Below are 26,233 nucleotides of genomic sequence, written 5' to 3'. Positions count from 1 at the left end.
GTGAGGGGAGAGCCATGGGAAGACCTGTTGTGATGGTGGCTGCCAGTCTGTTGATGTTGTTGGTGTTGGCGGCCGTCGCTTATTCGGAAGTGCCGGATCGAGCCGGGGAACCGACATCAGACACGAGGTACCAGGGGCAAAACGAGGCTTCTGAAGGAGAGCATCTGCCGGTTCAGAGAGTGGAGGGCCGATTATATTTTTCGGTGAAAGATCTGGAACGATTGGGGATTCAGACGGAAGTGGATGAGGAAATGGGAACCGTGACCATAGCCGAGGGAGCGCTTACCCTGCGCTTGTTGCGTGATGCTCCGGTGCTCAGCCGCAACCACCGATACCTGCCGGTGGAAGCCACCCCCCTGTGGAAAGAAACAAAGGATGTCTGGATTCCGGTGGAAGTGGTGGAAGTGGGCTTTAATCGACCCGTGAAGCTGGATGGTTCCAGGGCGGTGGTGTCCGAACCGTCTGTGGAAGCAGTGGTTCCATCTGAGGATGCCGTTTTCTCCCATCGGAACCTGAACGCCGAAGAAATGACGGATTATTTATCGTTTTTATCCAGCCCTGTTCCCGATGCAAAGGTGAGCACCGAGTGGTCCCATCTTCCCGGAGCACCACGTACCTATCGCAACGGAACCCATGAAGGGTTGGACTACTATACAGCCGCTTCCGGCCGGGTGATTGATACAAACACCCCTGTTGTAGCCGCAGCCGACGGGATCGTTGTCCGGGTGGATCATGACTATGAAGAAATGTCGGAAGAAGAACGGAATGAGTGGTTGGAAAAGGCGGCCAACCATAACGGTCAAACGCCTCCTTTTATCTTTGACAAGATGCGTGGGAGGTCGGTTTGGATCCAGCATGAAAAGGGGGTTCTCACCCGTTATGTCCATCTGGATCGCATCTCTTCCAATCTTCGGTTGGGGGATACCGTGAAACAGGGGGACCGGTTGGGGTATGTGGGAAATTCGGGCACCCGTGACGGGGTCAAGGGAAATGACCGGGGTTTGCACCTTCACTTTGACATCCTCATCGACGAGGATTGGTTCTGGGGGAAGTACACACCGGAGGAGGGGCGTCAAATTTTGGAGGAAACACTGGACCAGTGACAGGATCTACCGAAGGTTAATAAAGGATTCAATCGCTCTTGATATTGGGGCCGTATGATAAAGTGAAAGAATGTGGCAAAGAGGGGATAATCGGGATGAAACGTTTTGCGGCACGATTGCAGAATGTAGATGATCGCTGGGTCAGCTATGTAAACCAACAATGGAAATGCCACGCCATGGATTGGTTGATGCCCCGTGTCACCCATTTGGGGGGAGCGGGATTTACGCTGTTGTTTTTGGCGGGGTGGTGGCTGTTGATTCCGTCTCCATCCCGGAATTGGGCGATGGAAGGGTTCATCGCTTTGGCTGGAAGCCATCTCGTCGTTCGTCTGGGCAAGGCGACTTGGCATCGGATGCGCCCGTACCTGCAGCTGTCGGATCTGAATACTTTTCCCAGTCCGTTGAAAGATTACAGTTTTCCTTCCGGGCACACAACCGCTGCTTTTTCTATCGTCATGGTCTGGATTTTGAACGCGCCGGTGCTGGCTTTTGTATTATTGCCTCTGGCCTGTGCGGTTGGTTTATCCCGCATGTATCTCGGGTTGCACTACCCCACGGATGTGGCCGTAGGGGCTTGGTTGGGTTCCATCTTCGCAGTCTTGGCTCATTGGTGGTTTCCACATTAAAATGAATTCCTTCACTTCCAACTTCGGAGCATCCGTCCTTCGGGGTTTTTTCTTTGACCGTGCACAACAAAACGAGATGGTGCATACAGTGGTTCCGTTTCGTATGTCGGTGGTGGGAAAGCTGTGTTGATTTACATTCGGTGACCTCCGATCTTTCCGTTTCGGTCGGAGAAGACACTGGGCCCCAACAGAGAGGGAGCCCAAAAAAGGCTGTTTGTTCCGTATTTGTCACGAATCTGATCCATGGTTTCGGCTAGGCGGCGTTCTTTATCCCGTTCTTCAAAGAGGTTGAGTTGAATGCCTTCGTCTGTCTCCAGATTGCTCAAGGTGATCCCGACCAACCGGACGGGCTGGTGGTTCCAATGTTGATCCAACAAGGAAGAAGCGGCTGTAAACAGGTGGCGGCCGATATTGGAAGGCTCCGGCAACGTCCGGGAACGGTGGACGGAGGAAAAATCGGTTCCTTTCAAGGTGAGGGAGATGGTTCGCCCGGCGTAGCCTGCTTTTCGGGCTCGGCTGGCCACTTCTTCCGCCAATTCGCGCAGCACCAGCAGAATCTCTGATTCTTCTCCATAATCCCGGGGAAGAGTGAATTGATGGCCGATCGATTTGCTCCCGTCCAGGGAGTGGGGATCTACAGGGCTGGGGTCCATACCGTTGGCGGATTGGTGCAATACCCGACCGATGACACCAAAGCGGTGAGCGAGACGTTCCGGATCGGTGTGAGCCAAATCGCCGATGGTGCGAATGCCCATGCGGTGAAAGTGGTGGGTCATCCGGCCGCCTACTCCAAACAGTTTTTTGACCGGCAGCGGCCAAATGCGGTCAGGCACGTCTGCCTCCTGGAGCACCGTGATGCCGTTGGGCTTTTTCATACCCGCCGCCATCTTGGCCAACAACTTGTTGGGACCTACGCCGATGGAAGAGGGAACACCCACTTCTTCCCGGATGCGCTCCTGGATGAGCCGGGCCGCAACAGGACCGGGGCCAAACAAGGCTTCACACCCGGTCATCTCCACGAAGGCCTCATCGATGGAGAAGGGTTCGACCAGAGGGGAAAACTGGTGCAAAAGTTCCACAATGCGGACGGACACCTGAATATAAGTTCTCATACTGGGAGGGATCAAGCAGGCTTGGGGGCACAGTTCCTTGGCTTGGGAAACAGCCATCGCCGTTTTTACCCCGAATGCCTTTGCCTCGTAAGAGGCGGCCAGTACAATCCCGTGTCGACGGGCCGGATCGCCGCAGACAATGACGGGCTTTCCCTGCAACGCCGGGTTTCGAATCTGTTCGACACTGGCATAAAAAGCATTCATATCCGCCAACAGTACCGTTCTCCCACGATGGACCATCATTCTTCCTCCCAGATAAGCGAACATACGTTTTATAATCACCATATCCGGAATGGGTAGAAAAGAGAAGTGGAAAATGAAGGATAAAAAAAACGGCCATTGAAGGCCGGAGAGGCTGCGGACAAATTTCTATATGGGAAGGGACCGATTTCCGGCGGAGCACCCTTTGACTGATCACCCAGCGGAGTCTCCGCAGGACATAACCGTTTAGCGGCCACTTTGCTTTTCTTTTGGCCGCTGGTTGTGTCCAGAGGAGGCGGAGCGGACTGTCCCTCATCGGTGAGAGGGAAAGAGGTGCGGAGACGAAAATCGGGTTCCCGCGGACTCACTTTGTCATCAATCTGGTCGGAATGATTACACTTTTCTAGGATAAAAAAACATGACCCGTCCGTTGAACAGGTGGAGTTTCCCTTGAAATGTTTTGGCCAGGTAACGGCAAAACTCGTTGGCTTTGGCCCGGTCGCCGTGAGTGGAGCCGGTGGGTAAAACCAGCTGGATGTGGGGGTGCTCCCATTCTTCCGTCCGGTTGTCGACCCCCAGGATCAGGTGTTTATACAGATGAGGATCTTTTCCTTTCAGTAAAAGGTAGCGTCTTCCCTCTTCCTCTTGTTCCAGGATGTCATAAGGGAAAGCAGCGTCGGCGTATTCCCATCCGAGCTGCTGACCCGTATGGGCGGTCATCTCCACATAGCGTTCCAAAGCGGCCCTTACATCGTCGAGAGTAGCCTCCTGCAGGGTGGACTCTTCCACGAGAGTAATCCAAGCGCTTTTAGCCATTGATCATCCTCCCAGGTCTCACCTATAGGTCCATTGTATCGAATGGGTGGAATCAGGCCAAGAAATCCTGGAGAAAAATTACGAAAGAAAAAGATATGAAAGCAGAAGAAAAAGATCTTTATCATTTTGATGAATAACGGTAAAATATTATGAATATACATTGTAATCGCGTGCCCACTATGATAAACTAAAATCCACTCCGAAAATGTTGGGGGATGGAATCTGATGCGAAAAGCGGACCTGCTGGATGAGCTCCGCGCGGAAGTGGGCGTCGTGTCAGATAAAATGAGTGGAAGTGTCCATGACCTGTACCGCTTCGTTACGCGCACCCTGTACAGCAGAATGGAACCCTACCAGTACACGGGAATCTATTTGGTGTCCGGCTGGTATTTTCGCCGCTTCTGTGAATCGGGCCGCTCTCCCCTTCCACCCGCTGTTCGGTTTGGGGAGGGACTGCACAGCCTGGCTGCTGCCCGAGGCGGAGTTGTTCGAGAGCAAGTGGGCGAGGAGACCTATGTGTTCGTTCCTTTCTACCGTGGTCACCAGCTGATTGGGGAGCTGATCGTGATCGGGACGGTGGAGGGACTGGATGATGAGGATATTGCATTTTTTACGGAATTGGCTTCGCTCTTTGAAAGCAAAATGAGAGAACTGAATTCATAGAACCTTCTCCCGTTTCGGATTAAAGCCGGAAGGGTAAAGGGATAGACAGGCAAGTAGCCATGACTAAAAAAGGAGGAGATCGGATGAGTCCATATGAACGGCTGTATGACGAGTCGGAACAGGCGAACGTTCGTTTTGTGGGTTTTGTATGGGAAAACGGGCGTTACGATTTCGGCATTGTATACACCCAGATGTTTTTCGGTAAACCGCTGGTCGTTTGTATGCAGACGGGACGTTCTTCTCTACTCTCCCAGGACGATGTGGAAAACCTGGAGTACCTGCAACGCCTTTACAATCTGAAGTCTGTGGCTGAAGCGGAAGAAGTATCGATCTTTCTTCAGAACAACATCCCCTCCCTGATGTTTGAGGCAGAAGCAGAATCCGGTTAATGTTCAGAGAGTCTGAAACCATCGATCCCGGTGGTTTCTTTTTTTGTGGAAAAAACTGATTCGTTGACAACCTGTATAGACAGGTTTAAGATAACCATGAAAGCGTTTTTTGAAAAGGGTTTCTTACCAAGAGGGGTGAAAGCCTTTTCTTCTGCTTGTCACCCTGTATAGGCAAGTTACTATATGGGTATCTGTATATACAGGAAAAAAGAGTAAGTTTCCGGGAGGGAGACCGATGACAAAGCGCTTTTCTTTTGATTTTTTCCAACGTGTGGGCCGTTCAATGATGGCGGTCGTATTGATTCTTCCCCTCGTCTCCATCCTGATGGGGCTGGGGGGGATTTTACTCAATCCCAGCGTCCATGAGGTTCTTCCATTCTTGGGGGGACATGGTTATCAAGTGGCCGGGGAATTGATGCAGCGAGCCGGACAAGCCATTTTCAACAACTTGCCGGTCTTGTTTGCCGTTGCGATTGCGATTACCTGGACCGGGAAAGGAATGGCCGGCTTTGCTTCACTGATCGCCTTTTTCGTGATGCATACCGTGATCGGTGCGCTGGTTGATATTACGGGACTAAATGTAAATGAACAGCTGCTGGGCAGCGAACTGGGAATCGAGACCATGCAAACCGGGGTATTTGGCGGAATCCTGATTGGGTTTTTAACCGCGTACCTCTATAACCGGTTCCATCGTGTCCAACTTCCAGAGGCGATTTCACTGTTCAGCGGGGAGCGGCTGGTGCCCATTATCGCTTCCTTCGCCGCGATCGGAGTGGCCGTCGCCTTTTATTTCGTCTGGCCTTTGATCGGATTGGGCATTCTTGCTCTGGGTAACTTTGTGGCTACCCACACCAATCCATTGATCGTGGGTCTATACGGCGGGATTGAGAAATTGCTGATTCCTTTCGGCTTACACCACATCTATAATACCCCGCTGTTGTTTACGGAAATCGGTGGCAGCTACACCACCTTGAACGATGCCCGCGTGGTGGGTGACCAAAACGTCTACATCGCGCAAGTGATCGACCGGCTGCGGGATGCCAGTGTGGCGATCACGGGTGGCACCTATATCGCAGGGAAGTTCATTCCGGTGATGTTCGGCTTGCCGGCAGCCGCCTTAGCGATGTTTCATGTGGCCAAGAAAAGCCGCCAAGCTAAGGCCAAGGGGCTTCTGATTGCCGCTGCGGTCACTGCGTTTCTCACCGGGATCACCGAGCCATTGGAGTTTACCTTCTTGTTTGTCGCCCCTGTTTTGTACGGGGTTCATGTCGTCCTGACCGGCTTGGCCTTTGGAATCGCCAATGCGCTGGGGATGAACGCCGGGTTTGCCGGTGGATCGGGTTTGATCGACTTTGTTCTGTTTAATGTGCTCCCCAATCAGTCCAATGCATGGATCTTAACGATCGGCCTGGGTCTGGTGTTTGCAGTGATTTATTACTTCACGTTCCGACTCCTGATCGTCCGACTCAATTTGAAAACGCCGGGACGGGAAGAGGAAGGGGAAGAGACCCGTCTGTACACGAAAGAGGAGACCCGTGAAAAAATAGGGGTTAAACGAAACGGTGCAAAGGAAGACGAATCCAATCCAGACAGCCGTGCGGCGCGGATCCTCCACGCCTTGGGCGGAAAAGAAAACATCACCCGATTGGATGCCTGCATCACCCGGCTCCGAGTTGGCGTCAAAGACCAAGAACGGGTGGATGAAGGAGAGCTGAAGCGGCTGGGTGCTTCCGGTGTCCTTCGAGTCAGTGACGGAGTACAAGCCGTGTATGGGTCCAATTCTTCGGTGATCAAGGAGGAAATCCAGGATTTGATCGACGGATGAGGGAGGACGCGTTTCATGAACGAATGGTGGAGAAAAGCGGTCGTCTACCAGATTTATCCCAAGAGTTTTTTGGACACCACGGGCAACGGAGTGGGCGACCTTCGGGGTATTATACGCAAATTGGACTATCTGAAGGACCTGGGTGTGGATGTGCTGTGGCTGACGCCGATCTACTCGTCCCCCCAACGGGACAACGGTTATGATATCCGGGACTATTTCTCCATTCAGGAAGAGTACGGAACCATGGCGGATTTTGAAGCACTGCTCAACGAAGCACATGCCCGCGGGTTGAAGGTGATTATGGATATCGTGGTCAATCACACATCCACGGAGCATCCCTGGTTCCAGGAGGCGCGCAAATCCAAGGATAATCCGTACCGAGACTTTTATATCTGGAAAGATCCTAAAGATGGACGAGAACCGAACAACTGGCTGTCTAAATTCGGGGGATCTGCCTGGGAATGGGATGGAGAGACCGGACAGTACTACCTGCATTTGTTCGATGTGACACAGGCGGATCTCAATTGGGAGAACGAACAGGTCCGCCGCAAGGTATACGAGATGATGCGCTGGTGGCTGGACAAAGGGGTGGACGGATTTCGCCTGGATGTGATCAATCTGATTTCCAAGGACCCCCGTTTTCCGGATGACGACGGTTCGGTGCCGCCGGGGGATGGTCGCCGGTTTTACACCGACGGCCCTCGGGTCCACGAGTTTCTGCGGGAGATGAATGAGGAGGTCTTCTCTCGGTATGAGGAGGTTATGACGGTGGGGGAGATGTCCTCCACGACGATTCCCCACTGCATTCAGTACACCAACCCCGACAATCGGGAATTGGATATGGTGTTTAACTTTCACCACTTGAAAGTGGATTACCCCAATGGAGAGAAGTGGGCGTTGGGGGAGATGGATGTCCCGGCTTTAAAGCGGATCCTGTCCACATGGCAACGAAAGATGCGGGATGGCGGCGGCTGGAATGCGTTGTTCTGGTGTAACCATGACCAGCCCCGGGTTGTATCCCGTTATGGTGATGACGGACGGTATCATCGGGAATCGGCCAAGATGCTGGCCACCCTGATTCATTTGATGCAAGGGACTCCCTATATCTACCAAGGGGAAGAAGTGGGCATGACCAACCCCCGTTTTCAATCCATCGACCAATACCGGGATGTGGAAACATTGAACATGTACCGCATTCTGAAGGAGAAAGGCATGGATGAAGCGGAAGTGATGGAGGTGATCGGAGCCAAGTCCCGGGACAACTCCCGTACTCCCATGCAGTGGGATGAAACCGAACATGCCGGGTTCACTGCCGGTATTCCCTGGATCGGTGTCTCCTCTAACTACGGGGAAATCAATGTCGAGAAGTCCCTTGCCGACCCGAAGTCCATCCTGTATCATTACAAAGAATTGATTCGGCTGCGAAAAACACATGATATCGTCACTCGAGGCGATTTCCACCCGGAATTCCCGGATCATCCGGATGTGTTTGCCTACACTCGTAACACGGACCAAGAAACCTGGTTGATCGTAAATAATCTGCGCGATTATCCGGTCGATTGGATAGGGGCGGAGTCTGCTCCATTTCAGGGGCAGCAAGGGGAATTGCTTCTAACCAATTATCCGGATTCACCTCAGCTGAACAATCTTTTTAAGCTGCGGCCGTTTGAATCCCTTGTCTATCGTTTTATCCGTTCATGAAAGGGGGAGAGCGTTGGACAACAAATATCTCCAAATCTATCACGATTATGCCGGTAAAATTGAATCCGGCGCTCTTCGGCCCCAAGTCAAACTACCGTCCGAACATGAGCTGTCCCAGCAATACGGAACATCCAGGGAAACGGTGCGTAAGGCCTTGCATTTATTGTCTCAAAACGGGTTTATCCAAAAAATCAAAGGAAAAGGCTCCTTTGTTCTGCCGATACAACAATGGGACTTTCCCGTGTCGGGTCTGGTCAGTTTTAAAGAACTGTCGGCGAAGATGGGAAAGCCGTCCCGAACCCGCGTAATCGAGCTGGAAGCGATGGCGGCCGACGAAGAATTGGCTTCCCAGCTGCGGGTAAACCCGGCGGAACCGGTTTGGAAAGTGGTCCGTACCCGGACGATCGGCGGCGAGACGATTATTTTGGACAAGGATTATTTTCTACAGGATACGATTCCGGAACTGACTGTGGAAATTTGTGAAGACTCCATCTATCAATACCTGGAGGAAGTTCTGGACATTCCCATCAGTTTTGCCAAAAAAGTGATCACGGTAGAGGAACCGACGCCGGAGGATCGGCGGCTCCTTGATCTGGAAGGGTATCCGATGGTGGTTGTCGTACGAAACTACGTCCATTTGGAGGACGCTACGTTGTTTCAATACACGGAATCCCGCCATCGTCCGGACAAGTTCCGCTTCATCGATTTTGCCCGCAGACACGGTTAAGACTAAAAATAGCCATCAGGCCTTTGGCCGGGTTGTCAGCAGCCAGAAGCCCCCAACATCCGTTGGGGGCTTCTTTTATTACGGAGTGGATCTGCCTGTATGAAGAGGATCGCGGAAATTGAGTAAAACCCATTGACGCAATTAGTATGACTCAATATAATAAATGGTACATCATATTAAAGCGTTTTCACATGAAATCTGTTTTTGGAGGGATGACCGCATGGAAGCGATCATTTGTCAAACCTGTGATGAAGTGATCAGCTACGTCGAATATGAGAAGGCCGGAACCCTCTATGGACAGTGCCCCGGCTGCTCCACCACCCAAATGGAAGATCAGGAAACCTAAGACATACGATCATTCACCCCATGGCGTAAGCCATGGGGTTTTTGCTGTGACTGCAATCATAATCGACCCCGGGAGGACATGTAATAGAAGTAAGGCAAGGGCGCTTGCTTGTCTAAAAGGTGAAAGATGCGGGGGGAGATCGTGGTGAACAGGGTGAGGTGGCTGCAAAGTGTCGGATGGATCCTCTGTCTGACGGTGCTGGCGGTTGTCGGATGTTCGGGGGAGACTTCTCAAGGAGGAGCTGCGGGAGCGATCAGCTTTTACTCGCCGGAGACGCCGGATATGACGAAAGAATTAGGGCGTGAATATGAGAAGAACAATCCGGGCTCCCGCGTGGATGTGCAGTATGGCGGAACCAATGTGATTGTGAATCGCCTGATCGCGGAGAAGGACAATCCGATGGGGGATCTGTGGTATGGAGGCGGTGGGATTCTTCCGTTCGAAACGGCCAAAGAACGGGCTATCATCACTTCCTACATCCCAGAAGAGATCAAGGATTGGCCCGTGGAGAGAAACGGAATCAAAATACGGGATGAAAATTGGGAGTGGGTGGGAACGGAAGTCTTTGTCCTAGGATTTATCTATAACACGGAAAAAGTGAAGAAGGACGAGTTGCCCCGGAGCTGGGATGACCTTTTGGACCCCCGCTGGAAAGGAAAATTCCAGATGCCAAACCCCGCCGCGTCCGGCACCGCCACTTTGACGGTGTTAAGTCGGATGATGGAGCTGGGGGAAGAAGAGGGATGGGAGTTTTTCGAAAAGTTGATGGATCAGGCCAACGCGATGCCTGATTCCGGTTCGGCCCCCTCCCAGGCGGTGGCCAAGGGAGAAGCGGAGATCGGGGTGGCCTTTGATTTTATGGCATATGAAATGCAAGCCCGGGGGGAAAACGTCGATTTTGTGGTACCGGAAAAAACGCCGATCCTGGTCAACCCCGTCTCACTCGTGAAGGACGGCCCCAACCCTGAGGGCGGGAAGGCGTTTATCGATTTTCTGTTGTCTGAGGAAGGTCAGCGTGTATTGGCGGATTGGTACCATATTCCGATCCGGGAGGATGTGGAATCCAAAACACCGCTTTCTTTGGAAAGCGTCATGCCGCATGCATTGCCCCTGGATATCGATTGGGCGGTGGACAACTATGACCGGATCCGCAACGAATGGCGCAGCAAATTTGAGTGAGGGATGAGGGATGGGCTATTTGTCGGTTCGCAAACTCACCAAGATCTTTGATAAGGATCCTATCCTTCAAGATTTGGATTTGGAGGTGAAGGAAGGCGAATTTTTCGCCCTTTTGGGCCCTTCCGGCTGTGGCAAGACCACGACAATGCGCTGTGTGGCCGGCTTTGAGGAGCCGACGGAAGGCACCATTTGGATCGGCGGCAGACAAATGAACGGAATTCCTGCACACCGACGCGACTGCGGGATGGTCTTTCAAAGCTATGCCCTGTTCCCTCATATGACGGTGTTTGACAATGTCGCATACAGTCTGCAAGTTAGACAATTTTATCGGCAGGGATGGGTGCGGAAATGGCGTGTTTTGGCTCGTTTGCTCCATCCCCGTCTGGGAAATGTCTCCCCGGAAGTGGAGCAAAAGGTGATGGACAGTCTGGCCTTGGTAGAATTAACCGATCTGGCTGATCGATTGCCCGGACAGTTGTCCGGCGGGCAGCAGCAACGGGTGGCACTTGCCCGGGCGGTGATCATGGAACCGAAGCTCTTGTTGATGGATGAGCCTTTATCCAATCTGGACAAACGCCTACGCCAATCCATGCGGCGGATGATCCGCGATATTCAGCGTAAGCTTAAAATCACGACGCTGTTTGTCACTCATGATCAGGAAGAAGCGATGAGTATGGCCGACCGGATTGCGGTCCTGTCCGAGGGACGGTTGATGCAAGTGGACATTCCCACCGCTCTCTACAGTCGGCCAGCCAATCCTTTTGTGGCCGACTTTGTGGGATCGTCCAATCTGTTTCCAGGTGAGGTGCTGTCCCGGGAGGAACATGGTTCCTGGCTTACCCTGGGAAACGGTCTTCACTTGTTTACCAGTCATCCCGCACCAGGTGAAGCCGTAGACGTTCTCATCCGGCCGGAAAGCATGACGCTTCTGCCGGGAGATGGAGAAGCAGAGCCCGGCGGCAACCGGCTCAAGGGAAGGGTGGAACGGGGAACGTACTTAGGGCCAAACGTTCGTTATGACATCCGGGTAGGGGAAAAACGATTGTTGGTGGATATCCCTTATAAACGGGGCCAGCCGCTGTTGTCCGAGGGGACGGCGGTGACGCTTCTGGTGGAGCCGGATCGGGTGGTGGTCTTATGAGCCGGTTTCGATTTTGGAGGCGATGGGGGGGACTGGATCTTCTCCGTTGGAGCATTGTCCTCTTTTTCCTTGTCTTTCTGATTGTTCCGTTACTGTCGATCTTTTTGGTCAGTCTGACGGGTGAGCCGGTCAACCTGTTTGGAAGTTTGGTGAATCCGGCTATTTTCCAATCGACGGTGGAAAAGCTGTCCGGGGCCTCGTTGGAGGGCTATCGTGATTTATGGGAAGAATCCCGTTATTTCCATGCCCTTGTCAACAGCTTGAAGCTTTCCACCGGTGTGGCGTGTTGGGTTACCCTGATGTGCATCCCAATGGCTTATGCATTTGCTCGGACCGATATGCCGGGGAAAAAGTGGTTTGCCGCCTTGTCGACGGTCCCTTTGGTGATGCCTACCTTTATCGCTGCTTATGCGTTTACGTTGATGTTCGGTCAGACGGGATGGGTGAATCACATCTGGCGGGCATTGGGCGGGGACGGGGTGTTGTTTGAGATCAAGTCGATGTTGGGGATCATCCTGGTCCAAGTCTTTTTCTTCTTCCCCTATGCCCTGTGGCCGATGGTGGCTGCTTTTAAGGCGGCAGACGGCGCTTTGGAGGAAGCTTCCCGCAATTTGGGGGCGAAAAGCGGCCTCACGTTTGTCATGGTGACCTTGTCCCTGGCGGTGCCGGGCATTCTTTCCGCGATGCTGCTGGTCTTCACCATCAGCTTTTCCGACTTCGGTACTCCGATCATCATGGCTCCCAAAGAACTCAACCTGATTGTGGTGGAAGCATACCGGGAGATCGCCGGTTTTTTCAACTGGTCCGGTTCTGCGATCCTGACGGTGGTGATGGTGGCGGTGGCTGCCCTGTTCTTCTGGTTGCAACGGTGGGTCATAAAGGGGCGGGAGTACGGCACCATTTCCGGAAAGCCGGTAGTGACTCGTCCTGTTCGGCATAAGGGGGCCCTGGCCGGATTGATGATTTACACCTCGGTGGTTTTGGCGGTGCCATTGTTGGCGGTGGGGTCCATATTCCTGTCTTCCGTTGCCACCACATGGGGCCATCACGCGTTGCCCAATGGATACACGCTGCGTCATTACGCTACTATCTTCCATTCGTCTACCTCTAATATTGTTAATAGTTTAGTTTTGGCATCGGGCGCATTGGTTCTCAGTGTGATCATCGCCACCTTTATTTCTTATTTCGTCATTCGGCGGGGGTCGGCCAAGTTGGACTTTCTCTCCTCAATGCCGTTGGTGGTGCCGGGAATCGCACTGGGAATCGCTTTGATCCAGACATTTAACACCGCCCCTCTTCATCTGACGGGGACGGCTCTTCTTTTGATCATCGCATATACCATTCGTCGTATGCCCTATATGATTCGATCGACGATGGGAACTATGATGGCGATTCGCAAGGAGATGGAGGAAGCTTCCGTCAACCTGGGGGCATCCCCGCTGTTGGCGGTGGTGACGGTGGTGGGTCCGTTGCTGTTGCCCGGCATTTCCGCCGGAGCCATCCTGGTGTTTGTCACGGTCATCAAAGAGACCAGTATCACCATCCTGATGGCTCCCACTTCATGGGCTCCCATGAGTCTGGCAGTATTCCAGAACCTGTTACGCGGCGAATTTTACACGGCTTCAGCCATGTCGATCCTGATCATTGCGATCGTAGTGGTGTTGCAACTGGTAGCCCGCCGCCTGACCAAAGAGCAGCTCTACTGAAAGAAGGGGGAACAGTGTGAAGGGGTTTATCTTTGACTTAGACGGCACCATCTATCTGGGAGAGCGAAAGATCCCGGGAGCAGTGGAAGCGGTTCGCGCGTTGCAGGAACGGGGAGATCGGGTGGTCTTCCTTTCCAATAAGCCGATTGCCGCCCGCCGGACGTATGTGGAGAAATTGAACCGAATCGGCATTCCGGCCCGCGAACGGGATGTGATCCACTCTTCTTTGGTGACGGCGTGCCTGTTAAAGGAACGGTTGCAGCCGGATGAACAAGTGCTGGTGATTGGGGAGCGTCCCATCCGGGAAGAGTTGCGCAGGCATGGGGTGAAACTCACCTATTGTCCGGAGCGGGCTCGTTATGTCCTGCTCTCCTGGGATCGCGATTTGACGTATGAGAAATTAAACCGCGCCTACCAGGCGTGGCGCCATGGAGCGGAACTGATCGCTTCCAATCCGGACCGTACTTGTCCGGTAGACGGCGGGGAGCTGCCGGATACCGCGGCCTTGATTGGGGCGATGGAAGCCCTGACGGGAGAGCCGATCCATCTGGTGGCGGGCAAACCCTCCCCCTTCATGGCCCAAGCGGCTTTAAGGGCGCTTGATCTTCCAGCGCGGGACTGCTGGATGGTGGGGGATCGATTGGAAACGGACATCCGGATGGCTGTGAATGTTGGTATGCGCTCCGCGCTCGTCCTAACCGGAATCAGCACCCGTGCCATGGCGGAGAAGTCTCCTTATCGCCCCGACTGTATCCTGGATAGTGTGGCGCAAGTGGTGGACTTGTAAGTAGCGGTGCTGACACCGCGTTCTAAGCCCGGTTTTTTTTCATATAAATAGAGGGATTTGCGGTTAAAGGAGGGATGGCGGTGTATTACACCACGAGGAAGTACTACGTTCCTTATATCAGCCCCCATGACCCCTGTCCGCCGCTCAGGTGGAGGAGCTATGAAACGCCGCCCCAGCTGTATCTCGGGTTTCAGCCGCCCAATCTGCCGCAGTTTTCCCCGATGGAAGCGTTGAAAATGGGAACGCTGTGGCCCCAATTGTATGCGCCTTATACCAGTCCATACAAAGAAGAGGGGAGGGCGGCGGATGGACGGCATCCAAGGATGGAGCCCCGAACGGAAAAAACAGTACGACGCGATGCTGATCGAGATTCAAGTGGTTGATTTTGTCCTGGTAGAGCTCAACCTCTATTTGGATACCCATCCCCAGGATCGGCAGGCGATTGAGCAGTACAACCAATATACGCAGAAAAGTCAGATTCTTAAGCACCGCTTCGAATGCGCTTTTGGGCCGCTCACCCATTTTGGGGGTAGTCCGTCCACGGATCCGTGGTCATGGCACCAACCCCCCTGGCCCTGGCAAGTTTAAATGAAGGGGAGGAGTGCCGTTTGTGGATTTATGAAAAGAAGCTGCAATACCCGGTGCGAGTCAACAAATGTGACCCGATGATGGCAAAGTATTTGATCGAGCAATACGGGGGAGCAGACGGGGAGTTGGCCGCTGCCCTGCGGTATCTTAATCAGCGTTATACATTACCCGACAAAGTGATCGGTTTGGTCAACGACATCGGAACAGAAGAGCTGGCCCACTTGGAAATGATCGCGACCATGGTTTACAAACTGACCAAGGATGCGACACCGGAACAGATGAAAGCAGCCGGTCTCGGCGACCATTATGCCAATCATGATAAAGCCCTCTCCTTCCACAATGCGGCCGGAGTTCCCTTCACCGCCACCTATTTCACCGCCAAAGGAGACCCCATCGCCGATCTGTATGAAGATATCGCGGCGGAAGAAAAGGCGAGGGCCACCTACCAATGGCTGATCGACATGACTGACGATCCGGACCTGATCGATGGTCTGACCTTTCTACGGGAGCGGGAGATCGTCCACTCCCAGCGGTTTCGTGAAGCGGTGGAGATTATTAAAGAGGATCGGGAGCAGAAAAAAATATTTTGAAGGAATGGGTCCTTGTCAAGCGGGTTATCGCCTGCTTTTTTCTTTGAAAGACAAAGAAAAAAGCAGGACATTTGAGGGCAGACAGAGAACCTCACGTGCTAACAGATACGATGGAGGTTAACGCTTGAGTAATGAAAATGCACAAAATCATTGGTCCACGGTCTAAGTTTACATCCTTAAGGTCTATCTGGGCCACCTCGTGATCCGAAGGCTCGCCTGGAGCATCGTGGTGCGCCTTCACAGGGCGATATATTCCTGTATTTTGTTCGGATTCGTTTACCCTGGTCTTGAAGTTTTCCAGATCGGCCCCAAATATCGCGAATCGTGGCCGTACCTCATAACGTGTACAAAAATCAAGTAAATAACAGGGTTTCTTTCTTACCGGTTAGAATATAATGGAATAAGAACCCTTACACAAAGGAGGATGTTTTTATGATAAACAGCGCCAAAACTTACTTACTGTTTTCTTTGAAAGCGATTCTGCTTATTGCCTTTGGTTTTCTGATCTATGCGATAGAAGGATATTCCCCCTTAAGTATCGCTCTTTTACTGTTGATCCCTGTTGCGTTGATCTACGGGACCAAACACCTCGAACGCGTATATCCATTTTCTAAAACATCTTTGCTACTCATTGTGTTTTCTGCTTTCTTCCTGTTGGTCGTCGCTGGATTAGCCTTCACTTACCCTTCATAGAAATCAATAGGTATTTGGCACTACTTCCATAGGAATAACGAAGTAAATTACCTTAAATCCTCCAATTCAGGGAGGGTTTTTTATTTTGTTAGTGAATTTCATCTATGTATGTAAAACCCAATAATAGTAAGGGGTGTTAAGAATGAAATCAAAAGGTATCGTCTTTGCTTTCATGGCCCTGGCGCTCGTTTGGACAATGAGTATTAGCCCTTCTGTGTCCATGGCTGCGCAAGGGGGAAACGGTCCACAAGCTCCCGCCGTCGAAGCGCAAAATATGATGGTCGATCAATTGGACAAGGAAACAATCAAGCAGGTAAAGGATGAGGTAAAAATATCACTTAAGGGACTGGACAGAGAAACGGGGAAAGTTGCGTTGAGTTTCAATGAGTTGAAATGGAGTTATACCGAATACTTCGAATATGAAAATAACGCAAGCATGCTTCTTGTTCCGTTCAAAGCGAACAAGAACAACAAAGAAAAAACTACACACCTAATGTTAAACTTTAATCCTGTTTCCAAAAACGTAAGTGGTTACACATTGTTGGAGGTGGATAAAACTAACTATGAAGATACCAAACGGTATGAGGTTACCTATAAAGACGTGTTGGGCAAACCCATTGTCGGTTTGGAATTCAACGACAATACCCAACAAATGAAAGCAGTCCAATATGATTATTCCGATGATGAAATCAGGGCTACTAGCTGGACAAAATGTGTCAGTGAGTGCTTAAAAGATGCATGGAACCGATATATCCCCGGATGGATTAAGAACATCTGTTATGGTGTTTGCGCGGGTTGCTTGATGGCTAACCCCTACGGTTGCGCCGCTTGCTTAGGATGTCTCGCCGGTTACGGTGCTTTCTGTAGTGGTGCCTGTGCCGTATAAGTAATGTTGTAACAAAAAAGCACCTGGCATAATGGCCAGGTGCTTTTTTGGCTATTCGGGTTCACTCTGGGGTTGCCGGGTGTATCGGTTTCTTTACTCGAATCGGCCTTTTCGTCTTTACAGAACCGTAAAAAGAGACTGCACGCGTGCAGTCTCTTTTTATTTTACAACCCGCACCATCTGAATCTCCGGATCCTCCGGACCCTGTACCGGAAGACCGGCTTCCTTGTGTTCCCGGATGTAATCGATGTTGTCCCAGGTAACGCGTTCCCCGGGCAGAAGAACCGGAATTCCCGGTGGATAGATCATGATAAATTCGGCGATGATCCGTCCTTCGGATTGGTGGAAAGGAACGGCCACCGTGTCTGCATAAAAGGCATCCCGGGGGGACAGCACCAGCTGCGGGATCTCCGGAATGCGGACCGGACCGCCGTTTTTTCGCGAAGGGTCGTAAAATTGTGCCGACAGGTGCGTCAAACCCTGCACCAAGGCGTCGATGCTTGATTCATCATCGCCAGGGGTGATCAGGCAGAGGATATTATACAGGTCGCTCAGTTCCACTTCGATGTTGTGGTGGAGCCGCAACCATTTTTCCGCATCATAACCGGTGATCCCCAACCCGTGCAGATGGATGATCAGCTTGGTTTCATCCATATCATAAGTCGCTTCCCCGCCTAAGATCTCCCGTCCCACACAGTGGAAACCGGGGATTTCATTGATTCGCTTGCGGGCGATTCCAGCCAGCTGAAGCGAGCGTTCTGCCAGTTCCTGTCCCTGGGTGGCCAGATATCGCCTGGCCGTGTCCAACGAAGCCAGCAACAGATAGGAGGTGGAAGTGGTCGTTAACATGCTGATGATGGACTGCACCCGGCGGGGATTGACACGCCCCTCCCTCAGATTGAGAACCGAACTTTGGGTGAGCGACCCCCCCAGCTTATGCATACTGGTGGCTGCCATGTCTGCTCCGGCTTGCATGGCAGATGAGGGGAGCTTCTCGTGAAAGTGGGTATGCACTCCGTGGGCTTCGTCGACCAGGACTGGAATGCCATGGGCATGGACGGTGTCCACGATTTCTTTCAGGTGAGCAGCTACTCCATAATAGGTGGGATTGATCAGCAAAACCGCTTTGGCGTCCGGGTGGAGAGAGAGGGCCCGTTCCACCTGTGACCGGGTCACTCCGTGGGCGATGCCGAGCGCTTCATCCATTTCTGGGTGGACGAAGACGGGATGGCCTCCTGCCAGGATAATGGCGGACAGGACCGATTTATGGACATTGCGGGGAACGATGATTTTGTCACCGGGGCGGCAGACAGACATGACCATGGTCATGATGGCGCCGCTGGTCCCTTGGACGGAGAAAAACGTGTGGTCGGCCCCGAAAGCTTGGGCCGCCAGTTCCTGTGCTTCCCGGATCACTCCGTGTGGATGGTGCAGATCATCCAGCGGTTCGATGTTGATCAGATCGATGGAGAGGGGGCGCGTTCCAATGAAATCACGAAATTCGGGATCCATCCCCTGCCCTTTTTTGTGGCCGGGGATGTGGAACGGAGTCGGATTTTTTTCCGCATGTCGCTTTAAGCGGGTAAATAAAGGAGTTTCAAACTGGTTGTGGGTCACCGGTGGTCTACCTTTCTCGTCAAAAATCCATCCTGACCAGTATAACAGAGTCAAAGGTACCGGGAAAGGGGCGGATTATAGGGAACGATCCGATCAGGAGCGGCTGCTTTTTAAACAGGATCGTTCTGTTTATTTGGGCCGGTTTTGCTTCTTTTTTGGAATCATTTGTAATAGGACAATAATGGACAATATAGGTTTGTTATAATACAATATTTTGAAACACCAAAATCCCCTTCACGGAGGAAGGGGACTGTATCTTCTTACGACCGGGCGAGCCGGTACAGAGGGACAACGCGGGAAAAGGTGGTCTCCAGTTGCCTCTTTAGTGCATCGGGTTGTTTTAGGAGGGGATCATCGCGATGGTGGAGCGATCCGCACAGGAACTCGGCTTTTTTCACATCTTGTAGGCGCTCCAGCACTTGCTGCAGTCCGTCGGGGCCCAATTCTTCCAAGGAATGCGTTTCCGGACGGGTATGATCTTTTGAGACGACAAACTCCGGAGGAAGGGTTGGAAGAAGTTCGTCCTGCTGTTCCAAGAAATCGCGGGCGAACTCCGGTTTGCGGGGGAATTCATAAATCAGAGCGAACATGGCAAACAATTCCTGTTCCCTTAAACCCACCTGAAAGTGAGGGTGGGATTTGTATCCCCGTTTTTGTGAAGCCCAAGCCACCCATGTTTCGTCTGGTGGATGAACGCTGCGTCGGGCATGTTTGGCTACATGGACATAAAGGGTTTCACCGGTCAAATCGGACAGAAACGGAGCCATCTCTTCTCCCAACGCTTCCAATTTTGGGCGGATTTGTTCTTTCAACGCTTCCATTCGCGGCTCCAGGCCCGGTATGGTGAAGACTTGGAAATCGGATTGTGTGAAACCTGGAAAGGTCAATGGACCCACCACCTTTAACGAATGATCTAGGTTCTATGTTAACACAAGTGCATCCAATCCAAACCGATATTGGGCCGGATGAAAGGGAAAGAAACCGCCGTGACCGACTAAGCAAGGCTGACGTATCTTAAATAGAAATAATATTCACGCAATGAGACCGGAGGTTTAATTCCTGTTCAGCGCGGCAAAGCTGGAGCCAGATGATCCATGGAATCTTGTTGGTGGCCAACGTCGGTCCTTCTCTCGTCCGGACGAGTGGGGGGACGCATTTCTCCCAAGGGAAAGGGGGCAGCAACCGTGGAAGATGTGATCAAAGCATTCCGTTGCCGGGAACCGGAAAAAAGGATCCCTGTCCTGCGTCTGGAGTTGGATTATGAGCTGGCCCTGTTGTATGAGGCATTGGTCGAGAACAACACGCACCGGGTGGATCAATGTAAAGCCCGTTTGCAAGAATTGCGAAAAGAAATGCTTCAATTGGAAGCACTTTGACAAAAAGACAAATCGACGGATTGACAGGGATTCTCTGTGGATAAAAAAAGGATATTTGCCACGCTTGTCGAAAGGAATGAGTGTATCTCCGATGACGGGATACACTTTTTTTGTCATGACTGTCATAACCCATGATAGGAGGGGTCGACCGTGGAGTGGAGAATCACCAAGGAACCGTTGGATAAGCTGGCCGTTGACGGGGTGGTCGTGGTCCATACCCAGGAGGAGGAATCGCTCAAGGGATGCACCCGTGTGTTGGATGAAGCCCTCGATTACCGGCTGTCGCAACTGGTGAGCGAAGGAGAGATTACCGGTAAATACCGGGAGGTTACCTTGGTACATAACTGGGGAAAAATTCCCTCCAAACGCCTCTTGGTTCTGGGGTTGGGAAAAGAAGAGGATCTCGATTTGGACTGGTGGCGAAATGGGATGGCGCTCGCGGCAAAAAAAGCGCAGGAGGCCGGTGTGAAACAGCTGGCCATCGGCTGTTTTCCTCCCCACCTAAAAGGACATACCAGTACCAATCACTCCTTAACCCCTGAGCGGTTTAATTCCGCAGACTGGGTGCAAGCGGTGGTGGAAGGGATTGAACTGGGAACCTATCGCTATCATGGTTATAAAACGGAAGAACAAGGGAACAAGAACGCTATCGAAACAGTCTGGCTGGCGATGGAAGGGGTAAGTGAATCGGCTCTGGAAGCGGGGGTGGAACGGGGGGGTGCCTTTGCTGCGGCTACCAAGACGGCTCGGGATTTGGCAAACGATCCGGCGAACATACTAACCCCGTCCACCCTGGCCATGCGTGCCCGGGAAATGGCTGAAAAATACAGCTTGGAGATTGACATTCTGGATGAGGATCGTCTGACGGAATTAGGGATGGATGCTCTCTTATCCGTAGCCCGGGCCAGCGAAGAACCGGCACAGATGATTGTTCTGACTCATCAAGGGGCTCCGGAGAGCGAGAAAGTGTTGGGGCTCGTCGGAAAAGGAATTACGTTCGATTCCGGTGGAATCCAGGTGAAACCGGGACGCGGAATGGAGGAAATGAAGGGGGATATGGCCGGTGCCGCTGCTGTATTCGGTGCCATGGAAGCCATTGGCCGTCTAAAACCTCACTGCAATGTGACGGCAGTGATTCCTGCCTGTGAAAACATGATCAACGGCAATGGTTATCGACCGGGTGACGTGATCGGATCTTTCAGCGGCAAGACGATTGAGATTCAACACACCGATGCCGAGGGGCGATTGGTGTTGGCTGACGGCATCAGTTATGCCCGTCGCCTGGGAGCCACCTCCTTGGTGGACGTGGCCACCCTGACCGGTGCCGTCATCGTCGCCTTGGGCCATACCACCACCGGTTTGATGACCAATAACGACGAGTGGGCCGGCCAGGTGAAAGAAGCAGCCCGGTTGGCCGGGGAAAAAATGTGGGAGCTGCCGCTGTATCCGGAATACGGGGAATACTTGAAGAGTGCCGTCGCCGATCTGAAAAACGAAGGGGGAGCACCGGCGGGTTCCATCCAGGGCGGAATGTTCCTGAAAGTGTTTGCGGAAGAAACCCCTTGGGTTCACTTGGATATTGCGGGGACCGCCGATTCCAAAAAAGAAGACGGCATTCGTTCCAAAGGGGCCACCGGAGTCGCTGTCCGAACCTTGGCTCAGCTGGCTGTCGGGTTCGGGAAGTAAAGATGGGGAAGGCACCCGCCTCGGGTGCTTTTCCCATGTGAGGAGGGATAAAAATGAAGTGGGTTCGAGTCCAGACCGGGGAAGGTATTCGCTGGGGCTATCATTTGCAGGACGGGAGGATCCAGACGGTCGTCGGAGAGCCGTGGGGGGGCTTTGCAGATCAAGGAGCGCCCGTTTCGGCTTCTCAAGTCGGTTTGTCGGTTCCTGTTTTTCCACGCAAATTGATTGCCATCGGTCGTAATTACGCCAAGCATGCAGCGGAAAGGGGGAATGAGGTGCCGGCTGAGCCGTTGTTTTTTCTGGTTTCGCCGACGGCGCTGATCGGGGACGGGGAGGCGATTCGGTTGCCCAACCGTGAGGACCGTATCGATCACGAGGCGGAGCTGGCGGTGGTGATCGGGACCGGGGGAAAGGACATCTCTGAAGAGAACGCATGGGATCATATTTTTGGCTATGCGTGTGCCATGGATATTACCAACCGCGTTCAGCAAGAAAAGGACGGGCAATTCACCCGTTCCAAATCCTACGACACATTCAAACCGATCGGTCCATGGATCGAGACGGATTGGCAGCCCAGTGACCGCATCATTCGGCTGTGGGTAAATCAGGAGTTAAAACAGGAAGGGTCCACTTCGGAGATGGTTCATTCGATCCCGCGTCTGATCGCAACCGTATCCGCGGTGTTTCCATTGGAGTCCGGTGATGTGATCCTGACCGGCACTCCTGACGGGGTGGGGCCGTTGGCTCCCGGGGACAACGTGGAGATGGAGATTGAGGGATTGGGCCGATTGTCCCATCCAGTGGTCGGTTGATCATGGAATCAAACAGCCTGACTCCCGATTCGGTTCGTATCTGTTGGGAGCTCCTTCGTCGCTGGCATCCCGAGTTGACAACCGATGCATGGTGGGGAGTGGAATCTCCCTTTGAACGGGCTGTTGGCGGCGTATTGGTGCAACGGACGACTTGGCGGCAAGCTCTCCAAGCTCTCGTTGCGTTACGGGAGATCGGTTGGACGAAGCCGGCAGTGTTGGCTGACCAGGAGGAAGACGCACTCCACCAGCGGATCCGTCCGGCCGGCTTTTTCCGAGCCAAAGCCGCCACTTTGATCCGGCTGGCCCGATGGTGGAGCCAACAGGGCGGGGAAAGCGGCCTTGCTTCCATATCCGATGAACGGTTGCGGGCCGAGCTTCTCTCTATTCACGGGATCGGGCCGGAGACCGCTGATCTGATTCTATCCGACGCATTCGGACGGGCCACCTTTGTTACCGATGCATACAGCCGACGCATCTGGTCCCGGTGGCTGGGGATTCCCGAACCGGATGAGGAGGCCGTACGCCAAACGGTACGGGATACCCTGCGATGGCCGCAAGATCTCTCCCGCCTTCATGCCTGGATGGTAGAATTGGGGAAAGCCCACTGTCGGAAGGGGCGTCCCCTTTGTTCGGGGTGCCCGCTTTGGCAAAGTTGTGTATACTACAGGGGCGAGGTACGGGAGGGATAGAGGTGGAAGTAATCGTGAATCCGGAAGCCCGTCGGATACTGATGAAGCATCAACCGGAGCCGGATGCCGCTCTACGGTTGGCGGCGATGGACGAAGGATGCGGATGCGGGGCAACGGTATTGTATGAGATGAACTGGGACCTTCCACGACCGGATGATATCCGCTTGAAAGCCGGTGATCTCACGGTGGTGGTGGATCGCCACAGCCTGGCCTACTTTGACTCCACGGTTTTTGTGGAATGTCGTCCGGGCACCCATGCTTTTTGGCTGAAAAGTCCCAACCAAATCTACTTGTCTAATCTTGTTTTTTAGAAAGGGATGTCGCATGGGACAGACGAAAGTATTGGCACATCGGGGTTACTCCTCCCAAGCGCCTGAAAACACCATGGCTGCCTTCCGTTTGGCCGCTGAAGCGGATGCGGACGGATTGGAACTGGATGTCCATCTCACCAAGGACGGCGAAGTGGTGGTGATTCACGATGAGACGGTGAAGCGTACCACCGGTAAAAAAGGGAGGATAAGGGATCTTACGCTGGAAGAGATCCGTCGGTTGGATGCGGGCTCATGGTTCAGCGAATCCTTCAACGGTGAGCCGATTCCCACTCTGGACGAGGTATTATCCTTGGCTGCGGATAAAGGGTTGTGGCTAAACATTGAGCTGAAAAACAACAAGATCCGCTATCCGGGTTTGGAACAAGCGGTGTTGGAGCGGCTGGACCGCTATGGAATGGCCGGCCGCACGGTCCTTTCTTCCTTCAACCACTACAGTTTGCGTACCGTGCACGAATTGCGTCCGGATATCGATACAGCCATTCTCTACATGGCCGATCTTGTTGAACCCTGGCATTATGCCCGGCATGTGGGGGCTTCTTCCATCCACCCTTATTGGCCGACAGCCAGGGATGAGGTGGTTCGAGGTTGCCACAAGGCCGGTTTGCCGGTGCGCCCATTCACAGTGAATCGCCAAGAGGAAATGCGACGCTTGCTCCATGTTTCGGTGGAAGCCATTATTACCGATTATGTGACCCGGTTGTTGGATGAACGGAACGCGACGGGTTCCTGATGGAGCCGCTTGCGGGGCGGACTGGCCCGGTGGTATGATGAAGAAGGTTGAAGCGCCCGCCCCGAGTGAGGCGCTTCTTTGTTTTAGGAGGGATGAAGGATGAAGATCGGTTGTCATATCAGTGTGGCCAAAGGACTCCATAAAGCATCTCGGCGCGCCGATGAGCTGGGAGCGGCATCCTTTCAGGTGTTTACCAAAAATCCGCGCGGGTTGCGGCCCAAAAAAATCGATTACAAGGATGCCGAAAAAGGAGTGGCTCTCTGCCGCGAGCGAGGGATCACTCTGGTGGCGCACACGCCGTATATCACCAACTTGTCCACACCCAAGGCGGATTTGCACGAAGTGACGGTACGTTCCATCAAGGAAGACCTGCACATCGCGGAGACATACGGAGCGGTGGGTGCCGTGGTCCATTGCGGCAAGCATGTGGGGGAAGGGGTCGAGTACGGAACCCGTCGAATGGTGGAGACATTGAACGAAATTTTAGCTGAATATGAAGGTTCCACTCGCTTGTTATTGGAAAATACAGCCGGACAAGGCAGTGAATTGGGATTGGCCATTGAGGACTTAGTGAAGATTCGGGAAGCGACGGATCACCCGGAAAAAATCGGATTTTGTTTTGATACCTGTCACGCTTTTGCCGCAGGTGTCTGGAATGAGGAGAGCTTCGACGACTTGGTGCGAACCATGGAGGAAACAGGGTATTTAAAGCAGCTGGTGGCCATCCACTTTAATGACAGCAAAGCCCCTTACAACTCCCGCAAGGATCGGCATGAAAAGATCGGCCAGGGAGAAATCGGGTCGTCGGCCTTGTCTTTATTTCTCCGGTGTGATCGGTTTGAAGGGCTGCCCGTCATCTTGGAAACCCCCGTCGATGATGAGACGGAGTATGCCGAGGAGATGAACTACCTGCGTGAATTGAAGCAGGCAAAATCGAGTGTATAGGGACTGTTCCCATACCGACCGCCTGCACGGAGTGAAGGGTTAGAAATACAGAACATTTGACTGAGGGGCATAAGGAGGATGGTTATGGAGTCGATTCACGATTTTTTGCGCCAAACCCCTTGGGCCGGATATTTGACCATTTTGGTTTTAACCGCCACGGTCTATAAGATCGCCTTTGCGCGAAAGCTTCCGATTTTAAAATCCCTGGTGGTCTATATCGTACTGGCTCTGGGCTGCATCTTGTTCTGGTTGATGTATATCCTGCTTTTCCCCATTCTGGAGATTCTTTTGGTCACGCTGGTTTTAATCGCAGCGGCCCGGATTCGGATGGCGATGGGAAACAGGAAAACACAGCCAGAAAAAGGGGAATAAATCCAGAGGGAACGCTTGCGTCTTCTTTTCTTAAATGGGAGAGGAAAGGGGTTTGACGCGGGATGACAGTAAAGGAAGCGTTGTTCAACTGGCTTCAGATCAAAGTAGTATCGGATGCACGACCACAGGATCGATCTGCGGAGGAGACGACCCGTTTTTTCCACCACATCCTAAAGGAAGATCACGGGGTGGAAGAGATTCAGGTTCGGTTGGAAAAGGACGGGTATCACGTTCGTTACCGGCAGTCTGATCATCAGCAGGAGGTGCGTTACGACCGGGAACAGGTGGAGCAATTGTTGATCAGCATCGAAGCGGAGCCGAAGTACAACCAAACGTTTGGATGCGGTCCGGAAGAAGGCTGAATCTTATGATCAGGTAATTACGTTCTCGGTTCGTTTTCTTTCGGCTGCTCTTTTCGCCTGGCGAATACTTGTTCCGTGATTCGGTGGTTGCAGGCAGGGCAGAGAAAGAGACGGTGGGGGTGCTTGCGCAGCTTTTTCTGTTGGATCGGTTCAGGAGTGAACGGTTGGTCACACAAGATACAGGCCGCTTTCATGGGAACGCCCTCTTTCCATCCCCCTTCAGCGGGGAAAGA

Annotated in this window: 31 protein-coding genes; 26 read left to right on the top strand and 5 right to left on the bottom strand. The window is 52.8% G+C overall.

Going from position 1 to position 26,233, the window contains the following annotated elements; translation table 11 throughout:
- The first annotated feature begins 14 nt into the window (after window positions 1–14).
- The gene (locus tag JOE21_RS04245) at window positions 15–1,103 is read left to right on the top strand and encodes a M23 family metallopeptidase (RefSeq protein ID WP_309862798.1); all 1,089 of its coding nucleotides are present in this window, start codon (window positions 15–17) and stop codon (window positions 1,101–1,103) included.
- Window positions 1,104–1,198: 95 nt separating this feature from the next.
- On the top strand, window positions 1,199–1,729 hold the full coding sequence (locus JOE21_RS04240) for a phosphatase PAP2 family protein (RefSeq protein WP_309862796.1): 531 nt from the start codon (window positions 1,199–1,201) through the stop codon (window positions 1,727–1,729).
- Between the two features lie 131 nt (window positions 1,730–1,860).
- Here the strand turns inward: JOE21_RS04240 and JOE21_RS04235 are convergent, their stop codons facing one another.
- On the bottom strand, window positions 1,861–3,081 hold the full coding sequence (locus JOE21_RS04235; protein ID WP_309862793.1) for a DNA polymerase IV: 1,221 nt from the start codon (window positions 3,079–3,081) through the stop codon (window positions 1,861–1,863).
- A 354-nt stretch (window positions 3,082–3,435) separates the two neighbouring features.
- Window positions 3,436–3,858, bottom strand: coding sequence for a DUF1885 family protein (locus JOE21_RS04230; protein ID WP_309862790.1), 423 nt, complete (start codon window positions 3,856–3,858; stop codon window positions 3,436–3,438).
- A 225-nt stretch (window positions 3,859–4,083) separates the two neighbouring features.
- Here JOE21_RS04230 and JOE21_RS04225 point away from each other — a divergent pair, with 225 nt between their 5' ends.
- The 15 genes from JOE21_RS04225 (at window position 4,084) to JOE21_RS04155 (ending at window position 17,079) form a co-directional block, all read left to right on the top strand.
- Entirely contained in the window at window positions 4,084–4,521 is a 438-nt protein-coding gene (locus tag JOE21_RS04225) for a hypothetical protein (RefSeq protein WP_309862786.1), read from the top strand.
- An 83-nt stretch (window positions 4,522–4,604) separates the two neighbouring features.
- Window positions 4,605–4,910 (top strand): DUF3055 domain-containing protein, encoded by a 306-nt coding sequence (locus tag JOE21_RS04220; protein ID WP_309862783.1) that lies wholly within the window; start codon window positions 4,605–4,607, stop codon window positions 4,908–4,910.
- Between the two features lie 235 nt (window positions 4,911–5,145).
- Window positions 5,146–6,735: a PTS transporter subunit EIIC gene (locus JOE21_RS04215; protein WP_309862781.1), complete on the top strand. Its 1,590-nt coding sequence runs from the start codon at window positions 5,146–5,148 to the stop codon at window positions 6,733–6,735.
- 15 nt (window positions 6,736–6,750) lie between these two features.
- Entirely contained in the window at window positions 6,751–8,436 is a 1,686-nt protein-coding gene (gene treC / locus JOE21_RS04210; protein ID WP_309862779.1) for an alpha,alpha-phosphotrehalase, read from the top strand.
- Window positions 8,437–8,449: 13 nt separating this feature from the next.
- Complete coding sequence (gene treR, locus JOE21_RS04205; RefSeq protein ID WP_309862776.1) at window positions 8,450–9,163, top strand: trehalose operon repressor; 714 nt, start codon at window positions 8,450–8,452, stop codon at window positions 9,161–9,163.
- Between the two features lie 220 nt (window positions 9,164–9,383).
- Entirely contained in the window at window positions 9,384–9,509 is a 126-nt protein-coding gene (locus tag JOE21_RS04200; RefSeq protein WP_309862773.1) for a GapA-binding peptide SR1P, read from the top strand.
- 162 nt (window positions 9,510–9,671) lie between these two features.
- Complete coding sequence (locus tag JOE21_RS04195; RefSeq protein WP_510183841.1) at window positions 9,672–10,688, top strand: extracellular solute-binding protein; 1,017 nt, start codon at window positions 9,672–9,674, stop codon at window positions 10,686–10,688.
- A 10-nt stretch (window positions 10,689–10,698) separates the two neighbouring features.
- Window positions 10,699–11,829, top strand: a complete 1,131-nt coding sequence (locus JOE21_RS04190; RefSeq protein WP_309862767.1) for an ABC transporter ATP-binding protein — start codon at window positions 10,699–10,701, stop codon at window positions 11,827–11,829.
- On the top strand, window positions 11,826–13,535 hold the full coding sequence (locus tag JOE21_RS04185; protein ID WP_309862764.1) for an ABC transporter permease: 1,710 nt from the start codon (window positions 11,826–11,828) through the stop codon (window positions 13,533–13,535). Before JOE21_RS04190 ends, JOE21_RS04185 begins: the two co-directional genes overlap by 4 nt.
- A 16-nt stretch (window positions 13,536–13,551) precedes the next feature.
- Entirely contained in the window at window positions 13,552–14,322 is a 771-nt protein-coding gene (locus JOE21_RS04180; protein WP_309862762.1) for an HAD-IIA family hydrolase, read from the top strand.
- A gap of 74 nt (window positions 14,323–14,396) precedes the next feature.
- Complete coding sequence (locus JOE21_RS04175; RefSeq protein ID WP_309862759.1) at window positions 14,397–14,705, top strand: spore coat associated protein CotJA; 309 nt, start codon at window positions 14,397–14,399, stop codon at window positions 14,703–14,705.
- A complete protein-coding gene (locus JOE21_RS04170; RefSeq protein WP_309862757.1) occupies window positions 14,629–14,910 on the top strand; it encodes a spore coat protein CotJB in 282 nt (93 codons plus the stop codon). Before JOE21_RS04175 ends, JOE21_RS04170 begins: the two co-directional genes overlap by 77 nt.
- 20 nt (window positions 14,911–14,930) lie before the next feature.
- Entirely contained in the window at window positions 14,931–15,500 is a 570-nt protein-coding gene (locus tag JOE21_RS04165; protein WP_309862754.1) for a manganese catalase family protein, read from the top strand.
- A gap of 432 nt (window positions 15,501–15,932) precedes the next feature.
- Complete coding sequence (locus JOE21_RS04160; protein WP_309862752.1) at window positions 15,933–16,193, top strand: hypothetical protein; 261 nt, start codon at window positions 15,933–15,935, stop codon at window positions 16,191–16,193.
- Between the two features lie 142 nt (window positions 16,194–16,335).
- Window positions 16,336–17,079 (top strand): hypothetical protein, encoded by a 744-nt coding sequence (locus JOE21_RS04155; protein ID WP_309862749.1) that lies wholly within the window; start codon window positions 16,336–16,338, stop codon window positions 17,077–17,079.
- A 159-nt stretch (window positions 17,080–17,238) separates the two neighbouring features.
- Here JOE21_RS04155 and JOE21_RS04150 read toward each other — a convergent pair whose 3' ends face one another.
- Both JOE21_RS04150 and JOE21_RS04145 read right to left on the bottom strand, forming a co-directional pair.
- Window positions 17,239–18,696 carry an aminotransferase class I/II-fold pyridoxal phosphate-dependent enzyme gene (locus tag JOE21_RS04150; RefSeq protein WP_309862747.1) on the bottom strand — a complete coding sequence of 486 codons (1,458 nt, stop codon included), beginning with the start codon at window positions 18,694–18,696 and terminating at the stop codon, window positions 17,239–17,241.
- Between the two features lie 260 nt (window positions 18,697–18,956).
- Window positions 18,957–19,583: a YktB family protein gene (locus JOE21_RS04145; protein ID WP_309862744.1), complete on the bottom strand. Its 627-nt coding sequence runs from the start codon at window positions 19,581–19,583 to the stop codon at window positions 18,957–18,959.
- Window positions 19,584–19,880: 297 nt separating this feature from the next.
- Here JOE21_RS04145 and JOE21_RS04140 point away from each other — a divergent pair, with 297 nt between their 5' ends.
- The 9 genes from JOE21_RS04140 (at window position 19,881) to JOE21_RS04100 (ending at window position 26,000) form a co-directional block, all read left to right on the top strand.
- A complete protein-coding gene (locus tag JOE21_RS04140) occupies window positions 19,881–20,072 on the top strand; it encodes a YkzI domain-containing protein (protein WP_510183839.1) in 192 nt (63 codons plus the stop codon).
- A gap of 150 nt (window positions 20,073–20,222) precedes the next feature.
- Window positions 20,223–21,758 (top strand): leucyl aminopeptidase, encoded by a 1,536-nt coding sequence (locus JOE21_RS04135; RefSeq protein WP_309862742.1) that lies wholly within the window; start codon window positions 20,223–20,225, stop codon window positions 21,756–21,758.
- A gap of 53 nt (window positions 21,759–21,811) precedes the next feature.
- Window positions 21,812–22,570, top strand: a complete 759-nt coding sequence (locus tag JOE21_RS04130; RefSeq protein ID WP_309862740.1) for a fumarylacetoacetate hydrolase family protein — start codon at window positions 21,812–21,814, stop codon at window positions 22,568–22,570.
- A 2-nt stretch (window positions 22,571–22,572) separates the two neighbouring features.
- The gene (locus tag JOE21_RS04125) at window positions 22,573–23,259 is read left to right on the top strand and encodes an endonuclease III domain-containing protein (RefSeq protein WP_309862737.1); all 687 of its coding nucleotides are present in this window, start codon (window positions 22,573–22,575) and stop codon (window positions 23,257–23,259) included.
- Window positions 23,260–23,261: 2 nt separating this feature from the next.
- Window positions 23,262–23,570, top strand: a complete 309-nt coding sequence (locus JOE21_RS04120; RefSeq protein WP_309862734.1) for an iron-sulfur cluster biosynthesis family protein — start codon at window positions 23,262–23,264, stop codon at window positions 23,568–23,570.
- A 13-nt stretch (window positions 23,571–23,583) separates the two neighbouring features.
- Window positions 23,584–24,321: a glycerophosphodiester phosphodiesterase gene (locus JOE21_RS04115; protein ID WP_309862731.1), complete on the top strand. Its 738-nt coding sequence runs from the start codon at window positions 23,584–23,586 to the stop codon at window positions 24,319–24,321.
- A gap of 99 nt (window positions 24,322–24,420) precedes the next feature.
- A complete protein-coding gene (locus tag JOE21_RS04110) occupies window positions 24,421–25,266 on the top strand; it encodes a deoxyribonuclease IV (protein WP_309862729.1) in 846 nt (281 codons plus the stop codon).
- A gap of 84 nt (window positions 25,267–25,350) precedes the next feature.
- Window positions 25,351–25,638, top strand: coding sequence for a YlaH-like family protein (locus tag JOE21_RS04105; RefSeq protein WP_309862728.1), 288 nt, complete (start codon window positions 25,351–25,353; stop codon window positions 25,636–25,638).
- Between the two features lie 62 nt (window positions 25,639–25,700).
- The gene (locus JOE21_RS04100) at window positions 25,701–26,000 is read left to right on the top strand and encodes a hypothetical protein (protein WP_309862726.1); all 300 of its coding nucleotides are present in this window, start codon (window positions 25,701–25,703) and stop codon (window positions 25,998–26,000) included.
- 17 nt (window positions 26,001–26,017) lie between these two features.
- Here the strand turns inward: JOE21_RS04100 and JOE21_RS04095 are convergent, their stop codons facing one another.
- Window positions 26,018–26,194: a DUF2197 domain-containing protein gene (locus JOE21_RS04095; protein ID WP_309862722.1), complete on the bottom strand. Its 177-nt coding sequence runs from the start codon at window positions 26,192–26,194 to the stop codon at window positions 26,018–26,020.
- Window positions 26,195–26,233: the final 39 nt, after the last annotated feature.

Source organism: Desmospora profundinema, assembly GCF_031454155.1.
Lineage (GTDB): Bacteria > Bacillota > Bacilli > Thermoactinomycetales > DSM-45169 > Desmospora > Desmospora profundinema.
The sequence above is the reverse complement of the archived record's forward strand: the minus strand, read 5'-3'. Positions and strand labels throughout refer to the sequence as shown.